Raw genomic sequence first — 21529 nt, forward strand, 5'->3', positions numbered from 1 at the left:
CGCAAGCTGCACAATTTTTGGTGCAATTTTGCGTAATGCTTAGCCAACCGACACCTTGGCGTAGGATTTTTTGCCCGCCTGAATCACCACCGTCTGTCCTGCTGTCATGGCAAACGAGGCATCAACCACCACGCCATCAACCTTCACCGCTCCACGAGACAGCATATCTTTGGCTTGGGCGGAATTTTTTGCCAAATTCGCTTGGTTTAAAATCTGGGTGATAAACAACCGCTCTGCCCCTGCCGAAGACAACTGAACCTCTGGCAAATCAATTGGTAGCTCACCATCAGCCAAGCGATTGCCTGCTGATTTGTGGGCATTTTCTGCCGCTTGCTTATCATGAAAACGCTCAATCAGCTCCTGTGCCAAAATTTTCTTTAGCTCTTGCGGATTGCGACCATTCGCCATTTGTTCAAGCAGATCATTGACCTCGCTCATCGGCTTGAAGCTCAAAAGCTCAAAATACCGCGAAATCAGCGTATCAGGCATGGAGAGGATTTTTTGGTACATGACCCCAGCAGAATCATTGATGCCGATATAATTGCCGAGCGATTTGCTCATTTTTTGTACGCCGTCCAACCCCTCCAGAATCGGCATGGTCAGGCACACTTGTGGCTGTTTGCCATAGCGTCCTTGTAATGTACGCCCCATCAGGAGGTTAAAAGTCTGATCGGTACCGCCCAGCTCAACATCTGCATCAAGGGCAATCGAATCATAGCCCTGCACCAGCGGATACAAAAATTCATGAATGGCAATTGGTGTTTGGCTGGCGTAGCGTTTGGCAAAATCATCTCGCTCAAGCATACGCGAAACGGTAAGCTGGCTGGCAAGTGCAATCATATCCCCTGCACTCATCTGACCGAACCATTGTGAGTTGAACACGATGGTGGTTTTGTCTTTGTCCAAAATCTTAAACACCTGCTCAGCATAAGTTTCGGCATTTGCCTTGACTTCTGCTTCGGTCAAGGGCGGTCGTGTGGCATTTTTACCAGATGGATCGCCGATGCGTGCGGTATAATCACCAATCAAAAACAGCACCTCATGCCCCAAGTCCTGAAAATGACGCAGCTTATTTAATACCACCGTATGCCCAAAGTGCAAATCTGGTGCGGTCGGATCCATGCCAAGTTTGATACGCAAAGGGCGTTTTTCGTCCAGCTTGGCAATCAAATCTTCTTTGGAATAAATATCTTGCACACCACGCATGATAAGCTGCAATTGCTCTTCGGTAGATAAAAACTTGCTCATGGCACACCCTTGTTCATTGGTCGCCCACTTATCAAATCTGATATCGGCGATGGCTGTCATTATAATAAACCGCCATTATAGCAAAACTTGACAAAAAAACCTACCGATGATGGCAACACACAGACTTAAAAAAAATTTGTAAAAATATACCAAAACAGCTTGCAATTTTAATCACGGTTGTTATAATGAAAAAATCACCCATAATGGATAACAAAATGAAACTCCCCCAAATTCGCCATCATCACCACCATTTTTCCTGATTCTTTCGGGCAGTTGGTGTGTTCGGAAGAAAATTCCGAGCGAGTTTGAATTTCACCCTATTTTGACCCCTCGGAAACCAAAATTCCGAGGGGTTTTCTTTTGCATTTATCGATAACAAGGAACACAAGATGACAACACAACGCTTACGCATTGCCATGCAAAAATCAGGGCGGCTTAGCCAAGAATCGCAAGCCTTACTCAAACAGTGTGGGGTAAAAATTAACTGGAACGAACAGCGGTTGATCGCCTATTCACAAAATCTGCCGATTGATATTTTACGCGTGCGAGATGATGACATTCCGGGGCTTATTTTTGACGGCGTGGTCGATCTCGGCATTATCGGCGAAAATGTGCTGGAAGAAGAGGAACTCGGTCGCCTCTCGGCAGGCGAAACGCCAAGCTACAAAATGCTCACTCGCCTCGATTTTGGCGGTTGCCGTCTGTCCCTTGCCGTACCGCGTGATTTTGCCTACCAATCCGTGCAAGACCTTGCCAATGCTCGTATCGCCACCTCCTACCCCAACCTGTTAAAACGCTATATGGCAGAACAAGGCGTGCCGTTCAAAAACTGCTTGCTCACAGGCTCGGTCGAAGTCGCCCCCACCGCAGGGCTTGCCTTGGGCATCTGCGATTTGGTCTCATCAGGGGCAACCTTAGAGGCGAACGGCTTAAAAGAAGTTGAGGTGATTTACCAATCGAAAGCCTGCTTAATCCAACGCACCGCCCCTTTATCAGATGAAAAACAGGCGTTGGTCGATAAATTGCTCACTCGCATTCAAGGCGTGCAACAAGCCTGTGAGTCCAAATACATTATGCTCCACGCCCCGAAAGACAAGCTCTCCGCCATCACCGCCCTGTTACCGGGGGTAGAAAATCCAACCCTCTTACCGCTTGCCAGCGACCCGAACAAAGTCGCCATGCACGTGGTCAGCCAAGAAAATCTCTTCTGGGAAACGATGGAACAATTAAAAGAGGCTGGGGCAAGTTCGATTTTGGTGCTACCGATTGAGAAAATGCTGGCATAAATATCGCTTGCAAGCGGTCGGATTTTTTAAAATTTATACAAAGGAAACAAGATGCAAACCCTGATTTGGAAAAACTTAAGTTGCGAAGAAAAACGACAAGCCCTTACTCGACCAGCAATCAGCGGTAGCCAGAGCATTGTTGAGGCGGTAAATCAAATCAAAGATGCGGTGCTAAGCCGTGGCGATCAGGCGTTATTTGAACTCACCGAAAAATTCGACAAGGTCAAATTAGATAGCCTAACCGTCTCCGCCGAGCAAATCGAACAAGCCGCCCAGCGTGTGCCTGCCTCGCTTAAGCAAGCGATCCAAAACGCCAAAGCCAATATCGAAAAATTCCACACCGCCCAAATTCCGCCAGCGATCGATCTGGAAACTCAAAACGGCGTGCGTTGCCAAGTGCTAACTCGCCCAATAAACCGTGTTGGCTTGTATATTCCGGGCGGTTCGGCACCGCTATTTTCCACCGTGCTAATGCTCGCCATTCCTGCCAAAATCGCAGGTTGCAAAAGGATAGTTCTCTGCACACCGCCGCCGATTGCGGACGAAATTTTGTACACCGCCCAGCTTTGTGGCGTACAAACCATTTACGCCATCGGCGGTTCGCAAGCGGTGATCGCAATGGCATTCGGCACGCAGACGGTCGCCAAAGTCGATAAAATTTTTGGGCCAGGCAACGCCTTTGTTACCGAGGCGAAACGCCAAGTGTCGCAGTCGGTCAATGGGGCAGCGATTGATATGCAGGCAGGGCCGTCCGAAGTGCTGGTGCTTGCGGACGAATTTGCCGATGCCGATTTTGTGGCAAGCGATTTGCTCTCGCAAGCCGAACACGGGGCGGACAGCCAAGTAATTTTGGTTACGCCAAGCCAAGCCCTCGCCCAAGCGGTCGAACAGGCAATCGAACGCCAATTGGCAAAATTGCCGAGAAAACAGACCGCTTGTAAAGCGTTGGAACATAGCCGAATTTTCATTGCCGAAAGCCTTGAACAAGCGGTCGAAATCAGCAACGAATATGCACCTGAACATTTGGTGGTGCAGGTTAACAACGCTCGCTCACTGCTCGACCAACTCGACAACGCTGGCTCAATTTTCTTGGGGGCGTACAGCCCTGAAAGTATGGGCGACTACGCCAGTGGCACCAATCATGTTCTGCCGACCTACGGCTACACTCGCACCACGTCAAGCCTTGGTTTGGCTGATTTTTGCAAGCGAATGACCGTGCAAGAACTCACTCCGCAAGGCTTTCAAGATCTCGCCCCAACCGTGATCGCCATGGCAGAGGCGGAACAATTAGAGGCTCACAAACAGGCGGTGGCGGTGCGACTTGCAAAAATGCCTCAAAATCAACCATAAATTTAAGGAAACAAAATGCGAAAATTTATCTATATATTGATTGTAATTTTACTCTTAGTGCTATTTATCAAACCTACTATCCAAGAATTTTTTGCCAAAGATGATTGCTTGGATAGAGGTGGCAGTTATAACGCCCAAAGTCAAATTTGCGAAGGGGCGAGATCACCCAATTAACCAGCTCAAATAAGGAAAAATATGCAAATCACCAAACTTTCTCGGAAAAATATCCAAGCCCTTACCCCTTATCAATCGGCACGCCGTTTGGGGGGTCGTGGCGATGTGTGGCTGAACGCCAACGAATACCCGACTTCGCCCGATTTTGACCTTTTAACTTGCCAATTTAACCGCTATCCAGAGGCTCAGCCCACTGCCGTAATCAATGGCTACGCCCAATATGCTGGCGTGGATTCTCAAAATGTGCTGGTCAGCCGTGGCGGTGATGAGAGCATTGAGCTGATTATCCGTGCTTTTTGCGAGGCAGATGATAGCGTGTTGTATTGTCCGCCGACCTACGGAATGTACGGCGTTTCTGCCGAAACCTGTGGCGTGGCGGTGAAAACCGTGCCTTTGACGGCGGATTTTCAGCTTGATTTGCCCGAAATAGCCCGCCATCTTGACGGCGTGAAAGTGGTGTTTGTGTGTAGCCCAAACAACCCGACTGGGGGGCTAATCAAGCGGCCTGATTTGCTTGAGCTTTTGCAAATGACGGCAGGGCGTGCGATTGTGGTGGTGGACGAGGCGTACATTGAATTTTGCCCAACTGCGACAATGGTCAATGAGCTGGGCAATTTTCCGCATTTGGCGATTATCCGCACCCTGTCCAAAGCCTTTGCCCTAGCAGGCCTTCGGTGCGGTTTCACCCTTGCAAGCCCAGAGCTTATCGGCATATTGCAAAAGGTGATCGCCCCTTATCCGCTGCCTGTGCCAGTATCGGACATTGCCGCCCAAGCCCTTGCCCCACAAGGGATCGCCACAATGCAAGAAAGGGTGGCTCAGCTTAACGCCCTGCGTGTCGATTTGCAAAAAAATCTTGCCAAACTACCGCTTGTTGAGCAGATTTTTGCAAGCGAGGCGAACTATCTTTTGGTGAAATTCAAAGACGGGCAAAAAGTGTTTCAAGCCTTGTGGGATCAGGGGATTATCCTGCGTAATCAGCACACGGCGTTATCTCTTGCCAACTGTGTGCGGATTACGGTCGGCACGGCGGACGAAAATCGCCGTGTGGTGCAAGCAATCAGTGAGCTGAGCTAGACGAAAACAGGTTGATCACCAGCACACCACCGATAATCATCGCCATTCCGATAAAGCCTGCCAAATCAGGCTTTTGACCGAATAAAAAGAAGGCGACCAACGCGGTCAGCACGATTCCCACCCCCGACCAAATGGCGTACACAATCCCAAGCGGTAGGGTGCGGGTGATGATAGAAAGTAGGTAGAGTGCGATGACAAAGGCGACAATCGCAATGGCGGTTGGAATGGGCTTGGTAAAACCATCGCTCGCCTTGATTGAATTTGAGCCGATCACCTCAACAATAATGGCAATGCCTAATAAAAACCAAGCGTTCATAAAAAAATCCTCGTAAAAAGAGGGCGTATTTTAACCCAAAATCATTTTTTGCCTAGACTTGTTTTTTAAAAAAGTTTATGCGCAAAATAAGAAAATTTGACAAAATCTCACCGCTTGTAACTGCTTTTTTTGCGTTGAGATGATGGCAAATATAATTTAGTTAATTTAACAAATTTATCGCACAATAAGGAGATAAAAATGCCACAACAATCTATTTTATTTATCGACCGAGACGGCACGCTTATTGACGAGCCAAAAACCGATTTTCAAATTGATAGTTTAGAAAAATTACAATTTGAGCCGAATGTGATTCCTGCATTATTAAAATTAAAACCCTATTACCGTTTTGTGATGGTCAGCAATCAAGACGCCTTAGGTACGCCTAAATTTCCGCAAGAAAATTTTGATAAACCGCATAATGCGATGATGAAATTATTTAATTCACAAGGCATTTTCTTTGATGAAGTGTTAATTTGTCCGCACGCCCCAGAGGATAATTGCGAATGCCGTAAACCCAAAACCAAATTATTAACCAAATATATCGAACAAAATTTATTTGATCCGAAAACGAGTTTTGTGATTGGCGACCGTGAAACCGATTTAAAACTTGCCGAAAATTTAGGCATTCAAGGTTTACAATACCACCCAGAAAAATTAAATTGGGATCTGATTGCCGAAAAATTATTGCCAAACCAAGCCGCTTGCAACCGCCCTGCTCGCTATGCCGAAGTCGTCCGCACCACCAAAGAGACCGACATCAAAGTGCAAGTGTGGCTCGATGAGGCAGGCGTGAGCGAAATCAGCACTGGCGTGGGCTTTTTCGACCATATGCTCGACCAAATCGCCACCCACGGCGGCTTCCGTATGAATGTGCAATGCAAAGGCGACTTGTGGATTGACGAACATCACACGGTCGAAGACACCGCCCTCGCCCTCGGCACGGCTCTCAAACAAGCATTAGGCGACAAAAGAGGCATTGCTCGCTTTGGCTTTGTGCTGCCGATGGACGAATGTAAAGCCGAATGTACGATGGATTTATCGGGGCGACCATACTTCAAATTCAAGGCGAAATTTAACCGCGAAAAAGTGGGCGATTTTTCCACCGAATTGACCGAGCATTTTTTCCAATCCCTCGCCTACACCCTAATGGCAACCCTACATCTCAAAACCCGTGGCGACAACGATCACCACAAAATCGAAAGCCTATTCAAAGTGTTCGGCAGAACGTTGAGACAGTGTATCAAAGTGGAGGGCGATCAGTTGCCGAGTTCGAAAGGGGTGTTGTGATTTTCAGCAAAATGTAAATAATGTGAGTAAGAGAGATACGATGCCCGTATCCCATCAAAAATAAATGTTTTTTTACTTTTATTTGGAGTAATTATGCTAGATCTAGAAAATTTAATCAGAGAATTCTTTTATCACCTAGAAAAAAACAAAAGTGAAATTGAAATTTATAATGAGTTTAGCTTTCAGCACGAGCTAGGAATTTTTTTAAGAGAAAAGTTAAACCACAAAGGTTATCAAATTCGATTTGAAATAAATGTTAGATGTTTTGGTTATGAACCCAAAGAAACATATGAAAAGAAAGAAATTGATATCATAGTACGAAGCAAACATAATAAAAATGAGTTATATGCAATAGAATTAAAATTTGCAAATAAAACTAATGGCCAACATCCTGAAAAAATGTTTAGTTTCATTAAGGATATTTTATTTATGGAAACAGTAAAAGCGCAATGTAAAGAGTTTATTGAAAACTATTGCGTAACTTTTGTGGAAGATGATAAATTTTATACTGGAAGGAAAATTGATGGGGTTTATGCTTACTTTCGTAGTGGAAAAGAAATATCAGGAAAAATTGAAAAACCAACAGGAGATAATAAGTTTACTATCTCTTTAAGAAATTCTTACAAAATTAAATGGGAAGAACTTTCTGATAAGAAAAAATTTTATATAGTTAAGGTTTAATATGGTCAACCTAATAATCATCGACACAGGCTGTGCAAACCTGTCATCTGTAAAATTTGCATTTGATCGCTTGGGGATTTGTGCCGAAATTACCCAAGATTTAGCCAAAATCAAATCTGCCGATAAACTGCTCTTACCTGGGGTGGGAACGGCGGAAGCGGCGATGAAAATATTGGCACAGCGAGATTTAATCGACACAATCCGTAACGCCACTCAGCCCATGCTCGGCATTTGTTTGGGTATGCAGCTGATGACCGAATTTTCGGCTGAGGGCAATGTGGAAACGCTCAATTTAATGCGTGGCAAAACCGAGCCGCTACCAAACAAGGGCTTGCCATTGCCACATATGGGCTGGAATAAGGTGCGTTATCAAGCGGATCACCCATTGTTTCACGGCATTTCGCAAGAGAGCCATTTTTATTTTGTGCATAGCTATGCGGTGTTGCCGAATGAAAATACCATCGCCACCTGCGATTATGGCGTGCCGTTTTCGGCGGCTATTGCCAATAAAAACTTCTACGGCGTGCAGTTCCACCCCGAGCGGTCGGGCAAAAATGGGGCGAAATTGCTGAAAAATTTTGTGGAAAATCTCTAATTTTGTGAGCTTGATCGAAAAATTAACACCTCGCCATTTTGCTGGCTAAAAATTGCGTTATACTTTTATCATTACTGGTATTTTTTACAGAGGATTTATGAGCGAGATCAAACTTTTTGAAAATAGCCAAATTCGTTCTGTTTGGCATAACGAATTAGAGGAATGGTTTTTTAGCATTGTTGATATTATTTTGGTACTCACAGGCAGCTCAAATCCTCGCCGTTATTGGAGTGATTTGAAACGGAAAATCCAAGATGATGAAGGGGGCGTTGAGTTGTACGAAAAAATCGTACAACTGAAATTTCGATCAACAGATGGGAAAATGTATAAAACCGATGCCACTGATATGCAGGGCGTTTTTCGGATTATTCAATCCATTCCCTCTCCCAAAGCTGAACCGCTAAAAATGTGGCTGGCGGAAGTGGGAAAAGAGCGAGTTGATGAAATTATCGACCCTGAATTGACCATTGATCGAGCCTTAGAGACCTACCTCAAAAAAGGCCATTCCAAAGAATGGATAAATCAGCGGCTGCAAGCGATTCAAGTTCGCAAGGAATTAACCGATGCGTGGCTTGAGCACGGCATAGAGCAAGGGCGAGAATTTGCCATTTTAACCAATGAAATTACTCAGGCTTGGAGCGGAATGACGACACGCGAATATAAAGATTTCAAAGGGTTAAAAAAAGAAAATCTGCGAGACAATATATCCACCACCGAATTGGTGCTAAATATGCTTGCCGAAGCTGCGACCAAAGACATTACGCAAATTAGCCACCCACAAGGCTTGGAAGAAAATCGCCAAGTCGCCAAACGAGGAGGAAATGTTGCCAAAACCGCTCGAGAAAGCCTTGAAAAAGAAACCGGAAAACCGGTGATTACCAAACAAAATGCGATTGATTTTGCAAAACTGATTGAACAACTTGTTCAACAAAACCACAAGCGGTAACTTTCCGCGAAATTTTTATTAAAAGGACACAACATCAATGAAAAAATCCATCATTATCCCTGCCCTTGATTTGATTGAGGGGCAGGTGGTGCGGCTGCATCAGGGCGACTATGCCAAGCAGACGACCTATTGCGACAATCCGATTGCTCAATTTGCTCGCTATGTTGAGCAAGGGGCGAAGCAGTTGCATTTGGTTGATTTAACAGGGGCGAAAGATCCTGCCAAACAGCAAACCGCGTTAATTGCCCAAATCATCGAAAACACCCACTGCCCTATTCAAGTGGGGGGCGGTATCCGCTCTGAGCAAGATGTGGCGGATTTGCTCAACGCAGGGGCGAACCGTGTGGTGGTAGGCTCTACCGCCGTGAAAGATTCAGCAATGGTCAAGGGCTGGTTTGAGAAATATGGGGCAGAAAAATTCGTGCTGGCGTTGGATGTAAACATTGACGCAAGCGGTCAAAAAATCATTGCAATTAGCGGTTGGCAACAGGCAAGCGGAGTGTCGCTCGAAACCTTGCTCGAAGATTTCCAAGCGGTCGGATTACAGCACGTTTTATGCACCGACATTTCCCGAGATGGCACGCTGGCAGGCTCAAATGTGGAGCTTTACCGTGAAATTTGTGCCAAATATCCAAATGTGAATTTCCAATCCTCAGGCGGTATCGGCTCGCTGGCGGACATTGAGGCGTTAAAAGGCACAGGTGTGGCGGGCGTGATTGTCGGGCGTGCCTTGCTCGAAGGTAAATTTAATGTGGCGGAGGCAATCGAATGTTGGCAAAACGGATAATCCCTTGTTTGGACGTGCGTGATGGGCAGGTGGTCAAGGGCGTGCAGTTCCGCAATCACGAAATTATCGGCGATATCGTACCGCTTGCACAACGCTATGCGGACGAGGGGGCGGACGAATTGGTGTTTTATGACATCACCGCCTCATCGGACGGCCGCACGGTCGATAAAAGCTGGGTGGCACGGGTGGCGGAAGTGATCGACATTCCGTTTTGCGTGGCTGGCGGGATCAAAACCCTTGAAGATGCTGAAAAATTGTTCGCTTTTGGGGCGGATAAAATCTCGATCAACTCCCCTGCCCTTGCTGATCCTGTCTTGATTACCAAGCTGTCGCAACGCTTTGGCGTGCAAGCGATTGTGGTCGGCATTGATAGCTGGTTTGAGCAAGAAACTGGCAAATATTGGGTCAATCAATACACGGGCGATGAAAAACGCACCCGCCAAACCAACTGGCAACTGCTCGACTGGGTGCAAGAGGTGCAACGCCGTGGGGCAGGCGAAATCGTGCTAAATATGATGAACCAAGACGGCGTACGCAACGGCTATGATTTGGTGCAACTCAAAAAAGTGCGTGAAGTGTGCCAAGTGCCACTCATCGCCTCAGGCGGTGCTGGCGAAATGGTGCATTTTCGGGACGCATTCATCGAGGCGAATGTCGATGGGGCATTGGCGGCAAGTGTGTTTCATAAGCAGATTATCAATATCGGCGAGTTAAAAGCGTATTTGGCAAAAGCGAATGTGGAGGTTCGGCGATAGCCCAACACAAACTTGTTAGACCAACCATTTCATCGCCCAAAAAAAGGAATAAAAATGCAAAACCAAGCGAACACCATCAAAATCAACGCCCTAGACCATCTGGTTTTAACGGTTGCCGACATTGAGCAAACCATTGATTTTTATACAACCATTTTGGGTATGCAAGAAATCACTTTTGGCGAAAATCGTAAAGCACTTTTGTTTGGCACACAAAAAATCAACCTGCACCAACAAGGTTCAGAAATCCTACCCAATGCCCAAAATGCCAATTGTGGCACGGCAGATTTATGCTTATTAACCGACACGCCGCTTGATGAAGTATTGCGGATTTTGCAATCGCACGGTGTCGCCATTTTAGAAGGTGGTATCGTGCATCGCACAGGGGCAGTGGGAAAAATTGAGTCAGTTTATTGCCGCGACCCTGATGGCAATTTACTAGAAATCAGTCGCTATTTGTAAGTCAAAAAGGAAGAAAAAATGCAAAACAAAATCAACTGGCAAAAAGTGGGCGGATTACTGCCCGTCATCGTGCAAAATTATCAAACCTGCGAAGTGTTAATGCTGGGCTATATGAACGAAGAGGCACTGGCAAAAACCATTGCAGAACAACGCGTTACCTTTTATTCTCGCACCAAAGGCAGGCTTTGGACGAAAGGCGAAACCTCGGGCAATTTTTTGAATGTGGTGGAAATGAGCCTTGATTGTGATAATGACAGCCTGTTAATTCTGGCAAATCCAATCGGCGAAACCTGTCATACAGGGGCGGAAAGCTGTTTTCATCAATTTGACAAAACGCCCGATTGGATCTTTTTTGCTAAATTAGAACGCTTAATTGCTGAGCGTAAAGGGGCAGATCCTAGCACCTCCTACACCGCAGAATTATACGCCAAAGGCACAAAACGAATCGCCCAAAAGGTCGGCGAAGAAGGCGTGGAAACCGCCCTCGCCGCCACCGTCAAAGATCGAGCCGAGACCATCTGCGAGGCGGCGGATCTTGCCTATCATTTAACCGTCCTATTGCAAGATGCCGACTTAAGCTGGGCGGAGGTGATCGGCAAGCTTAAAGAGCGGCATGAATAAGACACCCTCTCAAATCATGGATAATTTGGCAAAAATTTGCTATGCTAGCAAGCTGATAAGAAACTTAAGAAAGGCAATGACATGGCGACAGATTTTGTGGCACAGATGAGCCAGCTGTTTGATGATGCACAGGATTTAATGGCAGATACGCCCTATTTTATTGGCATGATGAGTGGCACAAGTCTAGATGCGATGGACGCTGTCTTGTGCCAATTTTTTGACGATGAACGCACAGTGGAGATTGTTGCAAGCCACAGTTTGCCTTTTGCCGATGATTTGCGTGCCGTGTTGCTGGCATTGACTGTGCCAAATGGGACGGCTTCGGTCATCTCGGATTATAATCTTGGCTTTGACAGCGAGCTTGATGTATTCGGTTGGGCAAGCGTCTATTATGCTTCATTTGCCGCACAGGTTGTCATTGAACTGCTTGAAAAAGCCAACATCAATAGCGACAAAGTCTGTGCCATCGGCTGCCACGGTCAGACGGTCAGACACCGACCACAGTGGGCATTTAGCCTGCAACTCATTGATCCCAATTTGCTCGCTGAATACACAGGCATTAGCGTTGTTAGCGATTTTCGTCGCCGTGATATGGCGGTCGGCGGTCAAGGAGCTCCTTTGGTACCTGCATTTCATCAGGCAATGTTTGGCAATCATGCAGCAATAAAAGCCGTGCTCAATCTGGGCGGCATTGCCAATATTACTTTGCTAAATCAGCCATTAGACAGCACCCAAGTGGGCTTTGATACAGGTGTGGCAAACCTACTTATGGACGCATGGATTGCCAAACACACAGGCAAACCGTATGACAAAGACGGTGCATGGGCGGCATCAGGACAAGTGATTGAGCCATTATTACAACTTTTGCTTAGCCACCCATTTTTTGCCAAAAAACCACCAAAAAGCACAGGTCGTGAGGAATTTCATTTAGCATGGCTTAACAATAATCTTGAAAAACTGCACCAAAATCACCCTTCACTTAGCTATCAAGCTGCCGATGTACAAGCCACGCTTGCCGAGCTGACCGCCATCAGTGCCGCCAGCGAAATCTCTCGCTTTGTTGATGATGGCGTGCTGGTTGTTTGTGGCGGTGGTGCCAAAAATCAGCACCTCATGCGTCGCTTGCAAGCCCATCTGCCAACCATGTCAGTCAGACCAAGCGATGAGTTTGGCATCGATGTAAGCCTGGTTGAGAGCGTAGCATTTGCTTGGTTGGCACGCCAAACCATCTTGGGACGCACAGGCAATCTACCTGCCGCCACGGGAGCATCTCGAGCTGTTGTGCTGGGGCAAGTGTGCTTTGCTTAAATTAAAACGCACACCACGCCAAGCCTGACAACTTCCCAATGTGTCAGCGGTGGCGTGTTTGCTTTTGTCAATCAGCAAGGTGCATTTGACAATTAACCCAAGCATCAACCCATTGCCAGTGATTGATTAATCATGCTACATTTTAACAAACCAGCGATGCCAAACCATCAACCAATCGCTGCCATTTGACCAAATTTATCAATGCAATCTTGGCAAATGCCCACAAATAGTGCTATGATTTATAATAATGTAACAAACTAACAATAACCTTTGGGGTAGGCATGGAATTTCGACAACTGAGTTATTTTTTGCATCTGGCAAATACTGGCAGCGTCAGCCAGTCAGCAAAAGCCCTAGGTCTATCCCAACCATCTCTGAGTCGCCAAATTCAGCAGCTTGAGGACAATTTGCAGGCTCAGCTGTTCAAACGACATCACCGCCCCATGACGCTGACAGACGCTGGCGAATTTTTATACCGCCACATCAAAGAACCACTGCATGAACTTGAGCAAGCAATGGCACTGACGCGTCGATTTGGCGAAAGTTGCCAAAACCGCCTTATCATCGGTTCGGTTGGTTCGGTCATACATGGATTGTTGCCAGAAGTTGTTTCGAAATTTCGCCAAATGGTCAGTGATGATCATTCAGAGTTTGATATTAAAGTTGTTGAGATGAGCTTTGAGCAGCAAATCACGGCACTAAAGGCTGGTGAGATTGATGTTGGATTTGCTCGCAGTGTCAGTCACGACAGTTTGATTCATCAAGCATTTTTGCGTCATGAGCCACAAGTTTTGGCGGTACCAAAATGGCATTCGCTGGCAAATCATACAAGCCCCATCAAGCTATCACAGCTTGCCACCGATACGCTGATTTTGTATCATCATACCACCGACACACCAACAATGGCACAAAGCGACCCACTGCTACAACTGTTCGAGCAAGCACAAACGCAACCAAAAAACAGTGTGCGAGTGCGTGATATTCAGATCGCCTTGGCAATGGTTGCTGCCAGCGAGGGCGTAACCATCGTTCCTGACAGCTTAACTGGCGTTCGTCATGAGCAGATATGCTATCTGCCACTGGCTCATGATTTTAGCTCCGCCATCTACATCAATACATTGGCACACAACCCCGTGCCACATTTGGCGAGCTTATATCAAGCCATTATCAGCGTTTATGAACATCACCAAATTCACATCACAACCAAACTATCCGACATGAACTGTTGCAATGACAAATAACTATCTTTTGTCAGCCTAGGTCACAGTCATGCGGTTTTGGAATTTTGTTAAGTACTGCTAAAAAATAACAAGTACCAGCTTAATGGAGCATACCCATCAATATTTGGCACTTGTTATCACTGGGTGGATTTGGTTGCTTGTGCATAAATTATGAGTCAAACAATTTTTGCCCCAAATATTCACCAGATGACACGCCACCAAAAACCGCAAACAAGCCACTGCCAATATGCGTGGTGTATTCATTCATCTTGTCAATGCGTCCCAAGGCATTCTGAATTGCGATAAATTGCTCGGGCGATTTTTGGAATGAAATAAACAACAAACCTGCATCAAACTGCCCCGTGCGTGCATCTATGCCACTGCTGTACGAATACGAACGCCGAAGCATCTGTAGCTTGGTGCGATTGGCAAGCGTTGTATGCCCAATATCAGGCATGATTGCCTCGCCATTATCATCGGTAGCATCGGGGTTAAATTCATCAAATTCCTGTGCTGATCCCAGCGGTGCTCCTGTGTTGCGATGCCGAGCAAAAGTTTGTTCTTGTGCCTTTAAAGCAGTGCGATCCCAAGTCTCAAGGTGCATCTGGATAATCCGCGTAACCAAATAACTGCCACCAGTCAGCCAACTGCCATCATTCACCCAAATTTGCTCATCGGCATTTTGTAGCACCGAGCGATTGGCCGTACCATCTTTAAAACCAAACAAATTTCTTGGCGTATCACTGCCTTTATCAAAAGAATTAAACCCCGCCTGCGACCAACGCATGGTAATTTTGTCGCGTGCCTGCCGAACAAGCTGACGCACCGCATGAAACGCCACTTGTGGATCTTCGGCACAGGCCTGAATGCAAATATCACCGCCTGATAACTCGGGGAGAATCTGCTCTCGTGCAAAACTTGGTAACTCACGAAATGCCAAAGGAGCCTTGTGAACCAAACCCAATTTTTGCAAAAAACTGGGACTAATACCAAAGGTAAGCGTCAGCCCATACGCCCCCAACCCATCTGCCTCGCCTGTGTCGGTCGGTGGCGTTTGTTGGCTTGTGCCATAGTCGGCGATATTTTTACCCTGCATCAAGCGAGCTGCCGCCTGCGTCCATGCTTGTAGCATTTGCCGTATCTTATCAACATCTTGACTGTGCAAATCTGCCACCAAAAAATAAATATGCCGCTGAACGGGCGTGATAATCCCCGACTGATGTTCCCCAAAAAACTCATACTGCAAATTCGCCATACAGTGCGTGGCATCTGCCTGATTCTTGCCAAAGCCTGTTGCGACTTTATTACAAGCGGTTAATAGCGGCGAGCTTGCCACCAGCCCAACCGCTCCCATGCCCTTTAAAAAATGACGGCGATTTTGCAAAAAATTCATATCCGACATAAAACAACACCAAAAAAAACGACAAACAAGCCAAGCTTATTTGCCGATTTTATTTATTCAAGGATAATGCCCATCTGTGCCAACGGCTCACCCAGTTTATTGACCGCTTCGGCAAGCGATTTGGTCTGTTCGCTGGTTAATGTGTCGTAAGGTTTATAAACGCCACCCTCTCGATATTTTGCCAATTCTTTGTACACATCGGCAAATCGCTCTTCGATGGTTGCGACCAATTTCTCATCTTTTGCCTTAAGTTTTGGGGTCAAAATTTCAAAAATCTTTTCTGCACCTTCGATATTTGCCTGAAAATCATACAAATCTGTTTTTGAGAAAATCTCTTCTTCGCCCGTGATTTTGCCTGTAGAAACCTCATTGAGCAAATCCACCGAGCCTTGTACCATCAGCTCGCCTGTGATTGGCATTTGTGAGACCTGCTCACGCAACTGCTTGGCATCAGCCAGTAGCTGTTCGGCGAGCTTTTCTGTGCCTGCTGTGGTGTTTTGTGTCCATAGGATTTTTTCGATGGCATGAAAGCCCGTCCAGACCTCGCCTGCTTCCAAATCCGCTTCACGGTTGTCAATGCGTGGATCGAGATCGCCAAAACTGCCAGCAATCGGCTCACTGCGTTCAAAATACACACGCACCTCTGGATACAGTGCCTTAGCCTCTGCGACATTGCCTGATTTTAGCACGGTGGCAAATTTTTCTACGCCCACCACCAGCTCATCAATCTCTGACTCAAGCCATGTGCGATAAGTATTAATCTCTTCGGACAAATCAACCGCTTGCGATGGCTGATTGTTTTGCGTTTCGGTTTTGGTGGTCTCACTTGCCACTTTGGCAGCTTGTTCGGTTTTTTTCTCTTGACAGCCAGCAAGCATCACCGCACAAGCAATCATCGACAAAACAAAAATTTTTTTCATAATGCACCCTTAAATTATCAATACACATAGCAATTATTATATGAAAAATGAAAATCATTATCAATGTTAATTTTATCAATTTTGCTTAGAATTTGGCACAAAACGCATCAAATTGATTGATAACCGCTCCATGCTTGATAACGGCACCAAATCCATTGATACGCAAATTTAGCCTTATAAAAGATAATCCATCAGACGAAAGAACGCTCTTTATTTGGCTTAAGGCTGGGCGGTATCCATACCCAAATACAGCCTAGGATATTGTCTTTGATAAAAATTGGGCAATTTATCAGCAGTAAGCCGATACACCTGCTTGATTTGTTGATGAAAATAAATCACCCCAGACAACAGCAGCACAATCACCGCAGTTGCCATATACAACCACAGCAAATAACCACCGCTTAACGCCCAAGTGGTCGCCATCACACCCAAGGGTATCGGAATGATGCACGCCGCCAAAAACACAAATTCAAAACTCTGGGTTAATGCCTTGGGCGTAGCAGTACAGCGGATTGCTGTGCTATTGATATTAAACATCACCACCGCCAAACCCAGCACAAACATCGATACCGCCAGCACAGCGACATTTTGGCTAAGAGCTGTCATCACAATCCCCAAAGCAAATAACGCTGTGCTAACAGCCACCGTATGATACTTACCAAGATGGCGTTAAACACCGCCAATAGCCACGCACTGCCCATAATCATGCCTAAGCCAAAAAATCCCTCGCTGATACCGACATACAGCACAGGCAATGAAAATTCTTGGCTGATTTTATAAGGAATCACATAAGCCAAAATCGGCGTAACGGAAAAATTTGCCACCGCAGAGACGGTTGCCATAATCCGCTCAATGGGATTAAAAAGTAGCACCTTTAACACATTAACAGCATGGGTGTCGGCGGTGTTTGTAGAGGCTTTGGGCAGTTTTATCGTAGAAAAAGCATACAAACTAAGCAAGGCAACACTCAAACACAAAAACAAAATCTGCTGATGGCTTAGATAATAAATCACAAAACCAGACAGCACAGGTGCTAAGATGGTATTAACAGAACCAACAAAACCCCACACCTTAAATGCGTGATTCTTATCCACCCCACCCCAGCATACAGATCTGCCGCCAGTGCATTACCCAGTGGAGTTAATAAAATAGCAAATACAGAAGTGATGATAAAATCGTGGCAAACAGCCAAATCGCTTGGCTATAAAATAAAGCAAGCAGCCCCACAACGGTCAGAAAACAAAACAGCAGCAAAAGGTGCTTGTTATCAAACTGTAATCTGCTAGAGATTTTACCAAAAATCAATAAAGACAACACCTGACACAGCCAAGAGAGGGCGATAAATTCACCCAAATCCTGCACCAAACCAAGCCCATCAATCATCACCCATGCAAATAAAATACCAATGGTTCTGATGCTGGTGGTTAATAATAGCTCGGCGGCTTGATAGCGGTAAAAAAAATCAAGCCTCATTGCCTTTTTCCTCTAAAAATTTTTTATATGCTTCATCATGCTTGTATTTTTGTTACTTTTGATTGATTTTTAAAGTAACCAACTTGCTTAAGCCTAACCGCTTTAACATAACTCATCTCCTTATAAAGTTAAGAAACCGTCGCATAAAAATGCCTAGAGTGTTTCCTTATGACGGTTTTGGGCTACCGCATAAAAACACCCTGTCAATACCTTTTGTATATTTTTTGATGCAAAATAAAAATATTTTTTAATATTTTAAAAACGGCACACACTGATACCAAGCGGTACAATCTGCACCCAATTCACGGCGAATATAAAAATCCTCAACCATGCGTGCCTGCTGCTCGATGCCATAGCTTAAAAACGGTTTATTTTTGTGCCACTGATAGCGATAACGGCGATTAAACACAGCACGCCAAAACACCCTTATGCCTTGTTGCACCTGCCAAATATGCACCAGCTCATGAACAAGCCACGCACGCCGCTCAAGTGGCTGGCTGGCAAAATCCTCACACCAGTCATCAGGGTGAAAATAAATATTGCCATCAGGTGAGACGGCATAACCCCTAATCACCCACCACACCGTCTTTAGATGAATTTCATCAAGGCACAATGCCTCACCAAAAACACTGCGGGCAATTTGTCGCTCGCCATCGGTTAGCTTTCGCACCTGTTGTTGATGCCAAAATGGGTTTGTTATCATAACTGTGCCAGAATTTACCAAATTTTATGCTAAAATAACACAAACAATCACAAAAACCAATTGCCATGAAACCTCTTGCCGAAAGAATGCGACCCGCCACGCTTGACGATGTCATCGGACAGACACACTTGCTTGGTGAACAAGCACCGATTACCACCATTGTCAAACAAGGTTTTTTGCCCTCAATGATACTGCACGGCTCGGCTGGTATCGGCAAAACCACCCTTGCCATGTTGCTGGCTTATGCAGTCGGTCGCCCTTTTCGCCCCTTATCTGCCATCAATAGTGGTGTCAAGGAATTAAGAGAAGTGCTGGGCAGCGATGATGGGTTATTTCATCAGCCGCCTGTGGTTTTTGTTGATGAAATTCATCGATTTAACAAAGCACAACAAGATGCCCTGTTACACGCTGTCGAAACAGGCGAAATCACCTTTATCGGTGCAACCACCGAAAACCCCTCCTTTAGCGTCAATAATGCTTTGTTATCACGCTGCCAAGTATACAAACTAAACCCCCTAAGCCCTGACGAAATCAGCACACTGATTCATCGTGCCATCAGAAAAGATGCCCATCTTAGCAAAAAAAATATCCAAGTTTGTGATTTAACCGCCTTGATTGATTTATCACAAGGTGATGGCAGACGAGCGTTAAACTTGCTTGAACTGGTTTGTAGTGGCGATACCGACCCCATTGTTATTGACAATGCCAGTGTTACCGCTGTGGCAGGGCAATCCTTGGTGCGTTATGACAAATCAGGCGACAATCATTATGACCTTATCTCGGCAATGATAAAATCGGTGCGTGGTTCGGATGCTGACGCTGCGATATATTGGCTGGCACGAATGCTCTCGGCAGGCGAAGATCCTGCCTTTATCGCACGCAGGCTTGTGATTTTGGCAAGTGAAGATATTGGACTTGCCAATCCCAATGCTTTGTTGCTTGCCGATACTGCCTTGCGTTCAGTTCAGTCAATCGGTATGCCAGAGGCACGCATTATTTTGGGTCAAGTGGCAATCTATCTTGCCAACAGCCCAAAGTCCAACTCAAGCTACAATGCCATCAATCGTGCCTTAAAACTTGCCGAAACTGACCAATCTAGCGTGCCACTGCACCTTAGAAATGGCGTAACCAAACTGATGCAAAACGAAGGTTATGGCATAGGCTATATTTATCCGCACGATTATCCAAACCATTATCACCCACAGCAATATCTGCCAGATGCCCTGCAAGGCGTTAGGTTTTATGAATTTGCTGACAATCAAAAAGAACAAGCCAGCTTTGCTTTTATCAATTGGCTAAAAAATTCAGCACAGTAGCATGGTGGAACTTTACCAAAGCACCCCTTTACAAAACACAAACCGCCCCCATTATTTACCAAAAATTCATCAGAGACACAATTATGGCACTAAACAGCATTCCTGAAATCATCGAAGACATTAAACTTGGCAAAATGGTCATCTTGATGGATGACGAAGATCGAGAAAACGAAGGCGACCTGATCATGGCAGCCAGCCACATCACCCCAGAGGCGATTAATTTTATGATAACTCACGCACGCGGTTTGGTATGCCTAACCTTAACCGAGGCTCGTTGTCAGCAACTGGATTTGCCACTGATGAGCGATAAAAACGGTGCAAAATTTAGCACCAATTTCACCTTATCCATCGAAGCTGCCGAAGGGGTCAGTACTGGCATTTCGGCCTCCGACAGAGCCACCACCATTCGTGCAGCAGTAGCAGCCAACGCCAAGCCCAGCGACATCGTGCAACCAGGACACATTTTCCCCATCATGGCTCGCAAGGGCGGTGTATTGCACCGTGCTGGACATACCGAGGCAGGTTGTGATTTGGCAAGACTGGCAGGGCTTGAACCCTCAGCGGTGATTGTTGAAATCATTAAGGCAGATGGCGAAATGGCACGCCGTGATGATTTGGAAATTTTTGCCAAAGAACATGGGCTAAAAATCGGCACAATCGCCGACTTGATTCAGTATCGCATGGCAACCGAACAAACCGTCAGCGAAGTTGAGAGTTTCAGCATTCAGACAGAATATGGCGAATTTCAAGCCTATCGCTTTGCCGAGTTTGGCTCCGATGACACGCATTTGGCATTTGTCAAAGGCTCGCCAACAGGTGGTGTTAGCACCGTGCGTGTTCATAGTTTTTCTCCGATGAAAGACTTATTTGGCATTCGCACAACAGGCAGCCGCTGGAGTGTACAAAACGCCTTGCAAGAGATTGCCACAGCTGAGCATGGCGTATTGGTATGGATAGGTCATGGTGATGAAATGGGTCTGTCAGATGCATTTGACGCACTCAAAAATCAACAATCCAGCAACCAAAACCGCCGTGCCCCTTACCAAACCATCGGTGTCGGTGCCCAAATCCTAAAACACTTAGGAGTTAAGGATATGCGTCTATTATCCAGCCCTATTAAGTTTAATGCTTTATCAGGATTTGACCTAAACATCATCGAAACAGTGGAATGAACCAAGACAAGAAAACAACAATTAATAACAGGCTTACTACCTAAGTTACAAAATATTATAAGTAATTTTCTGCTTAAGATTTTATAATAAATCATCTTAACCCCTTGGTTTTAGTAATAATACAAACCCAAAAAAGGAGACGATGATGATTTGGACTTTGATTGTTGGCTTTGTTGTTGGTCTACTGGCTCGCATGATTAAGCCGGGTGCGGACAGCATGGGCTGGATTTTGACCATTATTTTGGGCATTGCGGGTGCTTATGTTGGAACATTTATCGCCAATTTCTTGGGCATGAATGCCGCCTCTGGCATGAGCTATCTGATTTTCTCAGTCATCGGTGCGATGATTTTGCTGTTCGTTTATGAGATTTTAACTGGCAAACGCCGTTAAACAAACCAGCACTTATACCAAAAGACACGCTTGTTCGTGTCT

General features: G+C 45.7%; 25 protein-coding genes and 1 other annotated feature. Of the genes, 17 read left to right on the forward strand and 8 right to left on the reverse strand.

Annotated features, from left to right (window positions below; translation table 11 throughout):
- Positions 1-39: 39 nt before the first annotated feature.
- On the reverse strand, positions 40-1248 hold the full coding sequence (gene tyrS / locus BW928_RS02225) for a tyrosine--tRNA ligase (protein ID WP_076554710.1): 1209 nt from the start codon (positions 1246-1248) through the stop codon (positions 40-42).
- Positions 1249-1486: 238 nt separating this feature from the next.
- Positions 1487-1609 (forward strand) — a sequence feature (His leader region).
- 28 nt (positions 1610-1637) lie between these two features.
- Here tyrS and hisG point away from each other — a divergent pair.
- Genes hisG through hisC form a run of 4 tightly spaced genes read left to right on the forward strand, consistent with a single transcriptional unit; the run spans position 1638 to position 5135 of the window.
- Positions 1638-2534: an ATP phosphoribosyltransferase gene (gene hisG / locus BW928_RS02230; protein WP_076554607.1), complete on the forward strand. Its 897-nt coding sequence runs from the start codon at positions 1638-1640 to the stop codon at positions 2532-2534.
- A gap of 51 nt (positions 2535-2585) precedes the next feature.
- Positions 2586-3884, forward strand: coding sequence for a histidinol dehydrogenase (hisD, locus tag BW928_RS02235; RefSeq protein WP_076554608.1), 1299 nt, complete (start codon positions 2586-2588; stop codon positions 3882-3884).
- A 15-nt stretch (positions 3885-3899) separates the two neighbouring features.
- Positions 3900-4058, forward strand: a complete 159-nt coding sequence (locus BW928_RS11810) for a hypothetical protein (protein ID WP_018652615.1) — start codon at positions 3900-3902, stop codon at positions 4056-4058.
- Between the two features lie 21 nt (positions 4059-4079).
- Complete coding sequence (gene hisC, locus BW928_RS02240; protein WP_076554609.1) at positions 4080-5135, forward strand: histidinol-phosphate transaminase; 1056 nt, start codon at positions 4080-4082, stop codon at positions 5133-5135.
- Here the strand turns inward: hisC and BW928_RS02245 are convergent.
- Positions 5119-5451 (reverse strand): DMT family transporter, encoded by a 333-nt coding sequence (locus BW928_RS02245; RefSeq protein ID WP_076554610.1) that lies wholly within the window; start codon positions 5449-5451, stop codon positions 5119-5121. The genes hisC and BW928_RS02245 overlap by 17 nt on opposite strands.
- Before the next feature lie 198 nt (positions 5452-5649).
- On the opposite strand from BW928_RS02245, the gene hisB reads away from it, so the two are divergent.
- The 10 genes from hisB to BW928_RS02295 all read left to right on the forward strand — a co-directional run bounded on the left by hisB (position 5650) and on the right by BW928_RS02295 (position 14131).
- The gene (gene hisB, locus BW928_RS02250; RefSeq protein WP_076554611.1) at positions 5650-6738 is read left to right on the forward strand and encodes a bifunctional histidinol-phosphatase/imidazoleglycerol-phosphate dehydratase HisB; all 1089 of its coding nucleotides are present in this window, start codon (positions 5650-5652) and stop codon (positions 6736-6738) included.
- A 93-nt stretch (positions 6739-6831) separates the two neighbouring features.
- The gene (locus tag BW928_RS02255) at positions 6832-7419 is read left to right on the forward strand and encodes a hypothetical protein (protein ID WP_076554612.1); all 588 of its coding nucleotides are present in this window, start codon (positions 6832-6834) and stop codon (positions 7417-7419) included.
- A gap of 1 nt (position 7420) precedes the next feature.
- Positions 7421-8014 (forward strand): imidazole glycerol phosphate synthase subunit HisH, encoded by a 594-nt coding sequence (hisH, locus tag BW928_RS02260; protein WP_076554613.1) that lies wholly within the window; start codon positions 7421-7423, stop codon positions 8012-8014.
- 97 nt (positions 8015-8111) lie between these two features.
- Complete coding sequence (locus BW928_RS02265) at positions 8112-8960, forward strand: BRO-N domain-containing protein (protein WP_076554614.1); 849 nt, start codon at positions 8112-8114, stop codon at positions 8958-8960.
- Positions 8961-8997: 37 nt separating this feature from the next.
- Positions 8998-9747, forward strand: coding sequence for a 1-(5-phosphoribosyl)-5-[(5-phosphoribosylamino)methylideneamino]imidazole-4-carboxamide isomerase (gene hisA / locus BW928_RS02270; protein ID WP_076554615.1), 750 nt, complete (start codon positions 8998-9000; stop codon positions 9745-9747).
- Positions 9748-9761: 14 nt separating this feature from the next.
- Positions 9762-10502 carry an imidazole glycerol phosphate synthase subunit HisF gene (hisF, locus tag BW928_RS02275; protein WP_259741466.1) on the forward strand — a complete coding sequence of 247 codons (741 nt, stop codon included), beginning with the start codon at positions 9762-9764 and terminating at the stop codon, positions 10500-10502.
- Between the two features lie 75 nt (positions 10503-10577).
- Entirely contained in the window at positions 10578-10961 is a 384-nt protein-coding gene (locus tag BW928_RS02280) for a VOC family protein (protein WP_076554711.1), read from the forward strand.
- 18 nt (positions 10962-10979) lie between these two features.
- Positions 10980-11582, forward strand: coding sequence for a bifunctional phosphoribosyl-AMP cyclohydrolase/phosphoribosyl-ATP diphosphatase HisIE (gene hisIE, locus BW928_RS02285; RefSeq protein ID WP_076554617.1), 603 nt, complete (start codon positions 10980-10982; stop codon positions 11580-11582).
- 81 nt (positions 11583-11663) lie between these two features.
- Positions 11664-12890, forward strand: a complete 1227-nt coding sequence (locus BW928_RS02290; protein WP_076554618.1) for an anhydro-N-acetylmuramic acid kinase — start codon at positions 11664-11666, stop codon at positions 12888-12890.
- A gap of 281 nt (positions 12891-13171) precedes the next feature.
- Positions 13172-14131 (forward strand): LysR family transcriptional regulator, encoded by a 960-nt coding sequence (locus BW928_RS02295; protein ID WP_076554619.1) that lies wholly within the window; start codon positions 13172-13174, stop codon positions 14129-14131.
- A 148-nt stretch (positions 14132-14279) separates the two neighbouring features.
- Here BW928_RS02295 and efeB read toward each other — a convergent pair whose 3' ends face one another.
- The 6 genes from efeB to BW928_RS02315 form a co-directional block, all read right to left on the reverse strand.
- Positions 14280-15512, reverse strand: coding sequence for an iron uptake transporter deferrochelatase/peroxidase subunit (gene efeB / locus BW928_RS02300; protein ID WP_228144114.1), 1233 nt, complete (start codon positions 15510-15512; stop codon positions 14280-14282).
- Positions 15513-15565: 53 nt separating this feature from the next.
- Positions 15566-16432, reverse strand: coding sequence for an iron uptake system protein EfeO (gene efeO, locus BW928_RS02305; protein ID WP_076554620.1), 867 nt, complete (start codon positions 16430-16432; stop codon positions 15566-15568).
- A gap of 219 nt (positions 16433-16651) precedes the next feature.
- On the reverse strand, positions 16652-17038 hold the full coding sequence (locus BW928_RS11280; RefSeq protein ID WP_078309975.1) for a hypothetical protein: 387 nt from the start codon (positions 17036-17038) through the stop codon (positions 16652-16654).
- Positions 17038-17526: a hypothetical protein gene (locus tag BW928_RS11285; RefSeq protein ID WP_143821457.1), complete on the reverse strand. Its 489-nt coding sequence runs from the start codon at positions 17524-17526 to the stop codon at positions 17038-17040. The genes BW928_RS11280 and BW928_RS11285 overlap by 1 nt, the downstream gene beginning before the upstream one ends.
- Positions 17527-17572: 46 nt before the next feature.
- Entirely contained in the window at positions 17573-17905 is a 333-nt protein-coding gene (locus BW928_RS11815) for a hypothetical protein (protein ID WP_197718992.1), read from the reverse strand.
- Positions 17906-18152: 247 nt separating this feature from the next.
- On the reverse strand, positions 18153-18608 hold the full coding sequence (locus BW928_RS02315; protein WP_200800823.1) for a type IV secretion protein Rhs: 456 nt from the start codon (positions 18606-18608) through the stop codon (positions 18153-18155).
- Between the two features lie 65 nt (positions 18609-18673).
- Here BW928_RS02315 and BW928_RS02320 point away from each other — a divergent pair, with 65 nt between their 5' ends.
- The 3 genes from BW928_RS02320 (at position 18674) to BW928_RS02330 (ending at position 21487) form a co-directional block, all read left to right on the forward strand.
- A complete protein-coding gene (locus BW928_RS02320; RefSeq protein ID WP_076554621.1) occupies positions 18674-19924 on the forward strand; it encodes a replication-associated recombination protein A in 1251 nt (416 codons plus the stop codon).
- 83 nt (positions 19925-20007) lie between these two features.
- Positions 20008-21096: a bifunctional 3,4-dihydroxy-2-butanone-4-phosphate synthase/GTP cyclohydrolase II gene (gene ribBA / locus BW928_RS02325; RefSeq protein WP_076554622.1), complete on the forward strand. Its 1089-nt coding sequence runs from the start codon at positions 20008-20010 to the stop codon at positions 21094-21096.
- 145 nt (positions 21097-21241) lie between these two features.
- Entirely contained in the window at positions 21242-21487 is a 246-nt protein-coding gene (locus BW928_RS02330) for a GlsB/YeaQ/YmgE family stress response membrane protein (RefSeq protein WP_375537523.1), read from the forward strand.
- Positions 21488-21529: the final 42 nt, after the last annotated feature.

This window comes from Moraxella cuniculi DSM 21768 (assembly GCF_900156515.1).
Classification (GTDB): Bacteria; Pseudomonadota; Gammaproteobacteria; order Pseudomonadales; family Moraxellaceae; genus Moraxella; species Moraxella cuniculi.

Excerpts from the sequence above, each read along its gene's own strand:
- tyrS (WP_076554710.1), bottom strand. The coding sequence starts at position 1,248 with ATGAGCAAGTTTTTATCTACCGAAGAGCAATTGCAGCTTATCATGCGT.
- hisG (WP_076554607.1), top strand. The coding sequence starts at position 1,638 with ATGACAACACAACGCTTACGCATTGCCATGCAAAAATCAGGGCGGCTT.
- hisD (WP_076554608.1), top strand. The coding sequence starts at position 2,586 with ATGCAAACCCTGATTTGGAAAAACTTAAGTTGCGAAGAAAAACGACAA.
- BW928_RS11810 (WP_018652615.1), top strand. The coding sequence starts at position 3,900 with ATGCGAAAATTTATCTATATATTGATTGTAATTTTACTCTTAGTGCTA.
- hisC (WP_076554609.1), top strand. The coding sequence starts at position 4,080 with ATGCAAATCACCAAACTTTCTCGGAAAAATATCCAAGCCCTTACCCCT.
- BW928_RS02245 (WP_076554610.1), bottom strand. The coding sequence starts at position 5,451 with ATGAACGCTTGGTTTTTATTAGGCATTGCCATTATTGTTGAGGTGATC.
- hisB (WP_076554611.1), top strand. The coding sequence starts at position 5,650 with ATGCCACAACAATCTATTTTATTTATCGACCGAGACGGCACGCTTATT.
- BW928_RS02255 (WP_076554612.1), top strand. The coding sequence starts at position 6,832 with ATGCTAGATCTAGAAAATTTAATCAGAGAATTCTTTTATCACCTAGAA.
- hisH (WP_076554613.1), top strand. The coding sequence starts at position 7,421 with ATGGTCAACCTAATAATCATCGACACAGGCTGTGCAAACCTGTCATCT.
- BW928_RS02265 (WP_076554614.1), top strand. The coding sequence starts at position 8,112 with ATGAGCGAGATCAAACTTTTTGAAAATAGCCAAATTCGTTCTGTTTGG.
- hisA (WP_076554615.1), top strand. The coding sequence starts at position 8,998 with ATGAAAAAATCCATCATTATCCCTGCCCTTGATTTGATTGAGGGGCAG.
- hisIE (WP_076554617.1), top strand. The coding sequence starts at position 10,980 with ATGCAAAACAAAATCAACTGGCAAAAAGTGGGCGGATTACTGCCCGTC.
- BW928_RS02290 (WP_076554618.1), top strand. The coding sequence starts at position 11,664 with ATGGCGACAGATTTTGTGGCACAGATGAGCCAGCTGTTTGATGATGCA.
- BW928_RS02295 (WP_076554619.1), top strand. The coding sequence starts at position 13,172 with ATGGAATTTCGACAACTGAGTTATTTTTTGCATCTGGCAAATACTGGC.
- efeB (WP_228144114.1), bottom strand. The coding sequence starts at position 15,512 with ATGTCGGATATGAATTTTTTGCAAAATCGCCGTCATTTTTTAAAGGGC.
- efeO (WP_076554620.1), bottom strand. The coding sequence starts at position 16,432 with ATGAAAAAAATTTTTGTTTTGTCGATGATTGCTTGTGCGGTGATGCTT.
- BW928_RS11280 (WP_078309975.1), bottom strand. The coding sequence starts at position 17,038 with ATGACAGCTCTTAGCCAAAATGTCGCTGTGCTGGCGGTATCGATGTTT.
- BW928_RS11815 (WP_197718992.1), bottom strand. The coding sequence starts at position 17,905 with ATGAGGCTTGATTTTTTTTACCGCTATCAAGCCGCCGAGCTATTATTA.
- BW928_RS02315 (WP_200800823.1), bottom strand. The coding sequence starts at position 18,608 with ATGATAACAAACCCATTTTGGCATCAACAACAGGTGCGAAAGCTAACC.
- BW928_RS02320 (WP_076554621.1), top strand. The coding sequence starts at position 18,674 with ATGAAACCTCTTGCCGAAAGAATGCGACCCGCCACGCTTGACGATGTC.
- ribBA (WP_076554622.1), top strand. The coding sequence starts at position 20,008 with ATGGCACTAAACAGCATTCCTGAAATCATCGAAGACATTAAACTTGGC.
- BW928_RS02330 (WP_375537523.1), top strand. The coding sequence starts at position 21,242 with ATGATTTGGACTTTGATTGTTGGCTTTGTTGTTGGTCTACTGGCTCGC.